The sequence below is a fragment of the Alphaproteobacteria bacterium genome (genome assembly GCA_037146715.1).
Taxonomy (GTDB): Bacteria; Pseudomonadota; Alphaproteobacteria; order UBA7879; family UBA5542; genus JBAWWO01.
The window spans coordinates 1-9,416 of sequence record JBAWWO010000023.1; the positions used below are offsets into that span (position 1 = coordinate 1).

Annotated in this window: 7 protein-coding genes and 2 tRNA genes; 3 read left to right on the forward strand and 6 right to left on the reverse strand. The window is 38.4% G+C overall.

All coding sequences use genetic code 11. The features are described 5' to 3' along the window. Positions 1-548: 548 nt before the first annotated feature. Positions 549-719 (reverse strand): hypothetical protein, encoded by a 171-nt coding sequence (locus WCG05_05525; protein MEI8321442.1) that lies wholly within the window; start codon positions 717-719, stop codon positions 549-551. 276 nt (positions 720-995) lie between these two features. Here WCG05_05525 and WCG05_05530 point away from each other — a divergent pair, with 276 nt between their 5' ends. Next, positions 996-1,466, forward strand: coding sequence for a hypothetical protein (locus tag WCG05_05530; GenBank protein MEI8321443.1), 471 nt, complete (start codon positions 996-998; stop codon positions 1,464-1,466). Between the two features lie 94 nt (positions 1,467-1,560). Here the strand turns inward: WCG05_05530 and WCG05_05535 are convergent, their stop codons facing one another. The 3 genes from WCG05_05535 to WCG05_05545 form a co-directional block, all read right to left on the reverse strand. Next, on the reverse strand, positions 1,561-3,090 hold the full coding sequence (locus WCG05_05535; protein ID MEI8321444.1) for a Fic family protein: 1,530 nt from the start codon (positions 3,088-3,090) through the stop codon (positions 1,561-1,563). Positions 3,091-3,262: 172 nt separating this feature from the next. Further along, entirely contained in the window at positions 3,263-4,699 is a 1,437-nt protein-coding gene (locus tag WCG05_05540) for an ATP-binding protein (protein MEI8321445.1), read from the reverse strand. Positions 4,700-4,943: 244 nt separating this feature from the next. Further along, complete coding sequence (locus WCG05_05545) at positions 4,944-5,138, reverse strand: hypothetical protein (protein ID MEI8321446.1); 195 nt, start codon at positions 5,136-5,138, stop codon at positions 4,944-4,946. Positions 5,139-5,814: 676 nt separating this feature from the next. Between WCG05_05545 and WCG05_05550 the strand changes: the two genes are divergently transcribed. Next, positions 5,815-6,942 (forward strand): Fic family protein, encoded by a 1,128-nt coding sequence (locus WCG05_05550; GenBank protein MEI8321447.1) that lies wholly within the window; start codon positions 5,815-5,817, stop codon positions 6,940-6,942. A gap of 135 nt (positions 6,943-7,077) precedes the next feature. Here the strand turns inward: WCG05_05550 and WCG05_05555 are convergent. Together WCG05_05555 and WCG05_05560 are read right to left on the reverse strand one after the other, a co-directional pair. Beyond that, positions 7,078-7,153: transfer RNA gene (locus WCG05_05555), tRNA-Asn, on the reverse strand. Positions 7,154-7,220: 67 nt separating this feature from the next. Beyond that, positions 7,221-7,294: transfer RNA gene (locus WCG05_05560), tRNA-Cys, on the reverse strand. 343 nt (positions 7,295-7,637) lie between these two features. Here WCG05_05560 and WCG05_05565 point away from each other — a divergent pair. Next, the coding region (locus WCG05_05565; protein ID MEI8321448.1) for a hypothetical protein at positions 7,638-9,416 on the forward strand (1,779 nt) is incomplete at its 3' end.

Here is a 9,416-nt window from a genome sequence, read left to right on the forward strand (position 1 = left end):
AACGGCAACTTAAGACACTTGCGGCTATATCTGACAGACCAATCCGTTGGGGTTTTCTCAGTCCAGTATCTCGATCTTCTAAGTCATCCGCTATTATTTCGGCAACATGCCACACACCACCACTTTTTTTCTCATTGGATCCTCCTTTTTTTGAAGGCATCCTATCATTTTTTTATCTTTTTTCAAATATGTCAGGTGTTAAGCTTCAGAACTGGGAAACTTGATACCCTAATTTTTACGCACGATTTAATCCCACCTCTCATCCTGATTAAAACATTATGAAAGATACAGAAGAAAAATATAAGTTTTTTCTTCTATGAGACAAGTAAGCTGTTTTCTTACCATTCAAAAACAAGTTGATTTTTTAACGTTACGTAAGAAGCATGAAGTTTTCATTTTTTGTACAACAATACCCCCTTATCTCACCTCCCCTTGTTGCATGATGCATCTCTTAGTGCATGCAACATGCAACAAGCAGGTCCTGTTTTGGCGACACCCTACGCAATATATGTGCAACAACCACGCCTATAACCCTTGGTGGGTATAATTTATCTGTGCGACATTCCATGCAACATCTCTGCAACAAACTGGCAAAATTCATGCAACAAAGAGAGGTGTTGTGGTGGGGTGTTTGTTGCATAAACTTGCGTACTTTTGCACAGCTGATACAAACGGAAACCAAGCAAACGGTTAGCCTCTTTAAAAAATTTCCTGGTCACTTTTCTCTGAAAAACTCCCTCACAACTAAACACATTAAGTTTCTAAACCTCTTCTCTGTAAAGCGCACATTTGTTCACATTTGGCAAACTCGACAACGAGTTTGCCAAATGTGAACAAATGTGCGAAAAACTTTGAATTTATCAATTATCCAATTCGATTAATTTTTGATATTATTTGTGAATCATCTGTCGTTCTATGCCCATCGGCCGCATAGAGATGATAAAAAAATAAAACTCAAAAAAACGAGCTAAAGCTAACAATGAGAGAGGTTAAAAATGTATATCCTATTAGAAGAGCGAAAGAAAATTGCCCAGACACAAGCACGACTTCAGCAATGCGAAGCAATGGTCAAAATTAAAGAAAGTAAAGCACGCATCAGTAATTTTATACGCATCGGTGAAATTTTAGAACGATGCAGAATGTCCCTGCTTGATCACAAAGTTCTTGCGGGAGGGTTTTTGAGCATGCGCGAGTCCCTCAGGGATCCTAAACTAGCCTCCGAATGGGCGGCAAAAGGGGAACCCTTTGCCACAAGACCTTCTGTCCCTAAAAAAGAACCCCCTGCCCTACAAGTCATATTCAAGACTCAACCCCCCGCAGAAGTTCGAAAGCTTCTGTGGTCTCGTGGTTTTACCTGCGAAGGGACCGATCTTATATGGGAAGGCAAAGGCCTTAAAAAAGAAGTTGAATCTGTTGTGATTCCCCACGGTCGTGTTTATAAAATGACAAATCCAAAGGGGAGGTAGAAAGATGAGCTTTGCAAAACAATAACAATGGGTTATCTAAATTCAGAAAAAAAAACGATTTTCTAAACTGAATTCAAGTCGACAGGAAGAAATCTTATTTCCTCTTAAAAACGGCAGCATAAATTGTTTGGATTTCCGCCTGTTCTGTTAAGGAAAGAATTTTAAATTCCTTGTTTTGTGCCCTCTTTGAGAAACTTCCGTTATTTTGCTGTAAAAATCTTACAAGAAGATCAACAAAAGAATCTGGCATAGAAAATTTCTTTTGAAGGCGTTTTTTGAATTGATCATATTGCTCTAGATATTTAATTTCTTCAGGCAAATTGGTTTGGATTGTTTCTGCAATGCATTCATATAAAAACTCTGCCACAGAAGTTGCATCAAAATAACGATAAAGATCTACAGTATCATTCAGAATTTCCACATTTTTCTGTTTGTCCGACTTCCACTCAATAAAGTCTAAACAGGGCTTTGAATAGACCTCTAGAACATGTCGATACTCTTCTAAATTCTCAAGAATCACTGCTGATATAGGAAATACAACTCCCTTAGGGGAAAATCCGAAATCAGCCAGAACTTGATGCATCAAATACCGATGAATACGGCCATTCCCATCAACAAAAGGATGAATAAAAACAAATCCAAAAGAAATCGCTGCCGCTGCCAAAACGGGCTCAAAATTACTTTTTTTCAATAGCTCATAAGTTTCTATCAGCCCCTTCATCAAATTTGGAATATCTTTCCAACGAGCAGAAATATGATCTGGAAGAGGAATCCCTGTTTCCAAGTCATGCATTCCAATAAATCCTTCCTGAGTCCGCAGACCCAAGGGAATAAACCTTTTATCTTCAATCACAAGAGTCTGTAACCGCACAATCTCCGATAGAGAAAGAGAAGCACTTCCCGCCTGTGCCACAGCACGTCCCCATCGTTCGGCCCGTGTTTTAAGCAAAGTTTCTCCCTCAATAGAAAAAGAAGCCTTAGAGTCCTTTAACAAGAGAAAAGCCGCCGCCCGCGTAAGAAGCTCAGAAGAAATATGATCTATTTGTTTTTGAGCTGCTTTTTCAAGGTTCAAAGATAGAAAAGTTTCCAATTTTTTAGTTTTCCAAATCAGGGGACAAAAATCAAAAACCCCCGGTAAATTATTATTGACTCGATGACGACGAGAAGGCCTAGAAAGTCCTCCATATTGAAGTTTGGTATTTAAAGCATCAATAAAATTACCCGTTACCGCATTTGAAATTTTAAGAGTTTTGTTCATAAGCCACTCATACAGGAACCACGTCCGCCTGGCATATTTTCCCACAGACTCAGCTTGAACCCACTTTTCAATTTCCGCAGGGGATATTGTTTCAAATAATTTTTTTAAAATAATAAGACTAACACCTTCATACTTTAATGCAAAAGTAAGATGGCCGACCAATGTTTCTTCAGGCCTATGTCGAGGAGTGTACATCTTAAAGGTCAGCGTCTCGTAAATTTGATGCTTTTCTCCGATACAAAAAATCTGTCTGGGCAAAGGAACCTTAAGAGAATAGCGCTGAATAAGCCACCCATATCCCACAACTTTTTCAGAGCCTGTTGGAAGTTTTTGACGAATCAATTGTAGATTGTGTTCACTTATCATTTTTACAAGATATCATGAAAAACAGTTTCATTCCATGAAAAACGCTTATAAAAACACTTTTTTGTGAAAAACGCTTACGTTTTTTCTCTTAAAAATTGATTGGGAATCCATGACCTGAGTCTATAGAGCATCTTTCTTGACTCTCTCCTAGTGAATCCCCCGGACCCGTTTCTTATTTTTTCAGAAAGTCGCTAAAATCTATGATATGAAAAAAGTAATCTAAATCTCTCACTTCCTCATGTACCCCATTAATGTGGATTAGAATAGGGCGGCAAGAGAAACCTTTAGGACGTTGAAGGTTTCTAATTTTTTGTTCCATTTCATCGATGATATCCTTTTTAATTTCAGCTTGAGAAAATTTGATTTCACAGATGTAAAGATTCGAAAATTTTGTATGTATTAAATAGTCAATCTGACAGCCTGGTTGCTTGGACGTTTTATTCTGGAAAAATGGATTATCCCACATAATCTCATCAGAAGATATTTGAAGAAGTTCCCATATTCTTTTGCGATTGTTAAGAGCAAGATTTTCAAATTGGAGGCCCATTACTGTATTCCAATTAGGTAGGCTACTTAAAGCCTTTGATTCAAAACTGCCTTCTGAAATTCTGTTCTTATTAGGAAGTATATATTTTAAGTAAAATCGAGTGTAGTTATCTTTAAGTCGATAATGGCTTAACTTAGCCTCTGTATGAGTTGTCAAATTCCATGTATAATCTCGACTTATAAAACCTGCTTGCGCAAGTTCGCCCAAATAATCAGAAGTTGTATTGTTTTGCTCGAATTTTATTGTCTTGCATAATTGATTCCCTCCTAGGTTCCCATTGACTAAAAATTCTAGGGATTTTTTATAGAAACTGCTTTGACTTATAAACAAATCAGAAAACATTTGGTCAAATTCGTTGAATAAGAAACCTTCCTTTGCAAAACACAGATTCTTTATATTTTGCTCTGCCGTTAATTCAGGTCTTATTTCTTCAAGGTACTTTGGAATTCCGCCTGTAACACATAGGATTTTAAATTTTTCATAAGAAGAAATAAGTTTTCCTTTTGAACCAAAAAACTTATTACATTCGTCTAAAGAAAGCTCTTTTAAGGTAAGAGTGCTTGATATTCTTCCAACAAATCCCGTACTGCTGAGAATATTTCTTTCAATCCAAGCCGACACCGACCCACATAGTATAAGTATGAGTTTATCATTTTCTTTAAAATGGAGATCCCAAGCATTTTTTAATTTTCCTAGAAAATCAAGATCTTTAGATCCAATCCAAGAAATTTCATCAAACACAACAATTGTTTTGCCTTTTTTAACCTTGTCAGCCAGAAAATGAAAAACATCTCCCCAATCGTTAAATTGAATGTTGGGAGAATGAAAATGTTCCCGCATTTGCCTAACAAACTCAGCTATTTGGGATTGTTTCGTTGTATGAATGGTGGGAGGAATTCCAGAAAAAATATAATATGGTTTGTTGTTTTCTCCGAACTCTTTAATAAGACGACTTTTACCAATTCGACGTCGCCCCTTTATCACAACCAAGCTTGCCGTCTGTTTGAGGAGTAGTCCCTGAAGGATTTCAAGTTCTCTTTTGCGCCCAATAAATTTAGCCATAATTCTCCTCTTGGATCTTTAGATAATAACAATCCCTTTTACAGATTCAAAATAGAGCACATTTTTATATCTGTAAAGAGAGAAAAAGCTTTTTATAGATCTAATATCGTTTCTCATTTCAAGTCTATAAAAAGGAAAAATACCTTTTATAGATTTAGAATAGTTTATAGCTCAACTCGGATAAAACGAATGGACCTCCTCATGAATCCCCCGAACCTGAGCCCGAGGGAATCATTGGAATATTTTAATGAAGCGTCTTTTTAACACCTATTGCAAATTCTTCCCGAATTTCTTCGTGCAGAAAACGAATTTGTGCCAGGGTGATTGGGATGTTGTCCCCAAAATCCACATGACCCTCAAAGAGCACCAGCAAATCATGATAACTCTTATCAAGGGCCTTTAAAGTTTGGGAAAAATCGTCTAGATTGTTTTTAGTCATTTAGACCTCCTTTCTAGGTTTTTATGATGAGTGGGGTTCTATGTGTTGATACCACTGGAACTCCACGTTCCTTATTATTTGAGTCCGAAACCAATTCAAACTCTATGACTCATGATATCTTTCTGGGTCAAAAAAATCAAGAAAAACCCGCTTAAAATTAAGAGATTTTTCTATAGTGAGAAGGAATGATGTCTTAAAATGTATTATGCCTCAGCAACACTTCTAGAAATCTTCTACAACCACCTTCATTTTTAACTACTAATAACAGGATAATTTAGTAAAATCCTTCCTAGTTTTAATACTAGCAACTGACAAATAGATGTTTGTAGTATTACATTTAAGGGGAATTTTATTGGTCATTGACAGTAGGTATTTTAGAAAGATTACTTACTTTGTAGAATTCTAGAGGAAATAAAGACAGCTCTGTCATAATTTTTCATATATAGCTAGCCTCCCATAAAAAGAGTATACCCCACAATGAATCCTTCGACCTTGAGTCGAGGGTCCAAAACCAAGGGTTTCTGCAGAAAAAGGGATCATCTTGTCAAGTCAGAGAAAAACAATTGAGGAGAATTTTTATACTCTTTTTATGGGAGGCTAGCTATAACTTGCACAAAAATCTTAATCGTGCAATAGTGGGCAATGAAATGTTTTATTTATTGCCCACTATTGCCTGATGTTACATATTAAATTAGATGATAAACTAATACAAGAGCTCAAAGAGCTTCAAAATCAATTCACAATAAAATTTGCTCAAATAGACTCCTATTCTGAGGACGCAAAGGATTACATCAGAAAATTAGCAAGGGCCCGCATCATTGGGGGCTCCACGCGTATAGAAAATGCCCAACTAACAGATAGTGAAATTTACTGGTTAGATACACTTCTCGAAAGCGATAGCAAAACTACAGCCTTTGTGGAAAATAAAAAACTCATAGAAGACAAGCTTTCTAAGGATAGGGAAAGATCTATTGAGGAGGTAGCCGGGTGCAGACAGATGCTACAGCATGTGTTTGACCAATCTAAAGAGATGATGCCTTTGAAAGAAAATGACATTAGAGCCCTACATTATGAATTGCTTTTCCCACATCATAAGGGAGGTCCTTATATTGGAGCCTATAAAATACAACCCAACTCTGTGGTTGAGCGAAATTTGCGCACAAAAGAAACTCGAGTTGTTTTTAAAACATCCGATGCGGGGCCCATAACAGAAGCTGCTATGCATGACCTTGTTAGTTGGCACAACACTGCCTTATCTAGCGACCCTTGGCCCATGGCGGTTACTTGTGAATTTGTATATCGTTTTCTTGCTATTCATCCTTTTCAGGATGGGAATGGGAGACTTGGTCGAGGGCTCTTTTTGTTGGCCCTTTTACAGTCTAATGATAACGCTATTGCAGGCGTTATCCCTTATATAGCGATTGATCGCCACATAGAGAAACATAGGGAAGAATACTACGCTGTCCTTAATAAATGCTCTAATGGCATATATCATCAGGATCCTAGAAAATATCAGATGGAGTATTTCTTAAGATTTATGATTAAAATTCTCCAAAAATCCTTGGGTGACATAGATGTATATTACTCTAGATATGCGGCCATTAGTTTGTTATCGGAAGGCGCCTCTAAAATTTACGAATGTTTCAAGAACTATCCTGAGTTAAGGCTAACACGACAGGAAATTGTAAAAATAACAGGACTTCCGATTCGTACAGTCGGGTATGGACTTAGTCAACTTACAGAAACCACTTTGATTCAACGATACGGTCAAGGAGCAGGAGTTCGCTACCAGATTACTTTTTAAAAAACCTCAACATCTTCAAAAAACAGCACAATCTAAGAAGAACCAAGAGTATGGCATCTCCCTCAAAAGGTAGCACCAGGGTAGCACGGAGGAAAAATCAAAAACAGGCAACCTGGCTGAAAGGCTTGGAAAAGATGGCTCCCCGAACTGGACTCGAACCAGTGACCCAATGATTAACAGTCATTTGCTCTACCGACTGAGCTATCGGGGAATACGGTAGTACCATAAAGATACAAGTCGTTATTATCAAAAATAATAACAAAAATCCACATAAATTTTGGAGGCCGGGACCGGAATCGAACCGACGTACAAGGATTTGCAGTCCTCTGCATAACCACTCTGCCACCCGGCCATAAAATTTTAGTAGTCTCAACAAGAATTAAGGGTTATGCGCCCTTTTGTAAAGGCCCTTTTCTTTATTTTTTTATGAACGCTATAAAATCACAAAAAATAATACAATTGAATCCAGAAGAGTGGATTTCAACATGTGCTCTGCCTACATTAGAAATCTAAGAAATTGCAGCTTCACAAGCAATACTTATTTTTGGAAATGGGCTAATTCCAAGAAAAAACTGCTCCCTTATATAAGAGGTATTAATAAAAAATTTGACTTTTTAAAAAAATCTAAATATATACACCCCAGAAGAAGATTTTTATTCAAAAAAAATCCAAAAATATTATAAAAAGGTATAACAATGAAGAAGAAAACAACAAATTTTTTGGGCTATATGGCCCTGGCCACTTGTTTGCACCAAATCGTTAGTATGGGCAATGTATATGCTGCGGGACAAGATTACTTTGAACCCGTATCAGTTGGACGCAACCCCACTATTAGAGATAGATTAACAGCTTGTGGGCTTAATCCAGATACAGATTATCATGTTTACGAAGCATTGATTGTGAAAGCAAGGATGAATCCTCATGCTGTAAAAGCTCAATTAGCGGAAACTGGAGATATTACCCATGCAGCTTTCGTTTTAAAATCGTTTCTTAATCAGGGGATGGCTCCTGCTGAGGCCTTCACTCAGCTTATATCTGCCCGAAGTCAGGAAGAAAAAACAGCGCTTGTCACAGCTTGTACACACCATCTATCTGAAGCTCTATCTGAAAAAATACGAGCAGGTAGTGACATTTCTTCTCTCGCAGCCACTCTGTCAAAAGCATCTGACCTTCCTTTTGTATCAGATGAAGCAAAGATACATATAAAAGCAGAGCTCGCTTCATCTACCCTATACGATTCTTTTAAGAAAGAACAAGTGCCTTTACCTGCAGCATTGGTGCCTGCGGAAGACGCCCCTGCTGATCAAGAGAGAGCGCTTCAGTTGGCCACACTACTTGAAACCTACGCAGAACATCATAGAGCTGCCCAAACCGCCCTCAACCCAGACCAAGACACCCTGGAAATTTTAGAGCATGAGATTGGAACTTTGGAAGCTGTGCATACAACAAAGACTGCAGCCTTTGAGGAGAAAGCAGTAAAATTAGATGCTCTGAATGCTCGTGATACCGAACTTGGCCAGTCAATAGAGGGCTTATTACAAGAATGGAATAGTTATATACATTTCAAGGCGGAGCATAATATAGCCCCTGAGGAAAATGCAGAACTAACTTATGAAAATTTGCTTTCTGCTCTTCAGCTTCAAGAGATATTTGATAATCTAAATCTCGCTGACCGAGAAAGATCTCTATTTATTCTAGAAAGAATGATACAACAAAATCCGGAAGAAAATCTGAATTCTGCTATTCTTGCTGCGCACTTAGACATACCAAATCAGATCGCAAACTTTATCAGCATTGCTGCCGAACGGGCTGATCAATTGCATCCTCAGATCTTACAAGTTTCCCAGCAGTTGAATGCCCTTCATGTCGCAATTGCCGCTGCAGAAGAAGAAGTGGCGCTATTAGAGGCGGCAAGAACTCAAGCGGGGCATAATCTTGCTGCTGCCCGCCAGAGACATGCAGCTACAGTGACTGAAATTCAACATTTGCGTGCTCAATTGCGTGAGATGACTCCAGGAGAATATGAGCAAATAGCATCTGAAACTCCAGACCTTGCGAAATTGCGTAAGCTTCTTGAAAAACCAGCACCAGTCAATCTGGAAAAACTTCACGCCTTTGTGGAACAGGTTAGAACAGCCCATGAAAGCGCCCTTCAAGCAACAAATGTTGCATTGCAGACTGCATGGCAAGCTGCGCAAACGTTTTTGGACGCTCACCTTGCTCCTGCCGCCGTCGCAGATGAAGCTGCAGAAATCACTGCAGTAAGAGCTGCTCTTCGAGTTGGTCTTGATGAGGGGCCTGTTGCCAGAGAAATATTGAAGAACCTAATCCAGCAGGCTCTGACTATGGCACAGGCTGTTGTGGCTGAACAATTAGCTGACCAACAAGCTGCTGACTTAGCTGCTCAACAATTAGCTGACCAACAAGCTGCTGACTTAGCTGCTCAACAATTAGCTGACCAACAAGCTGCTGAC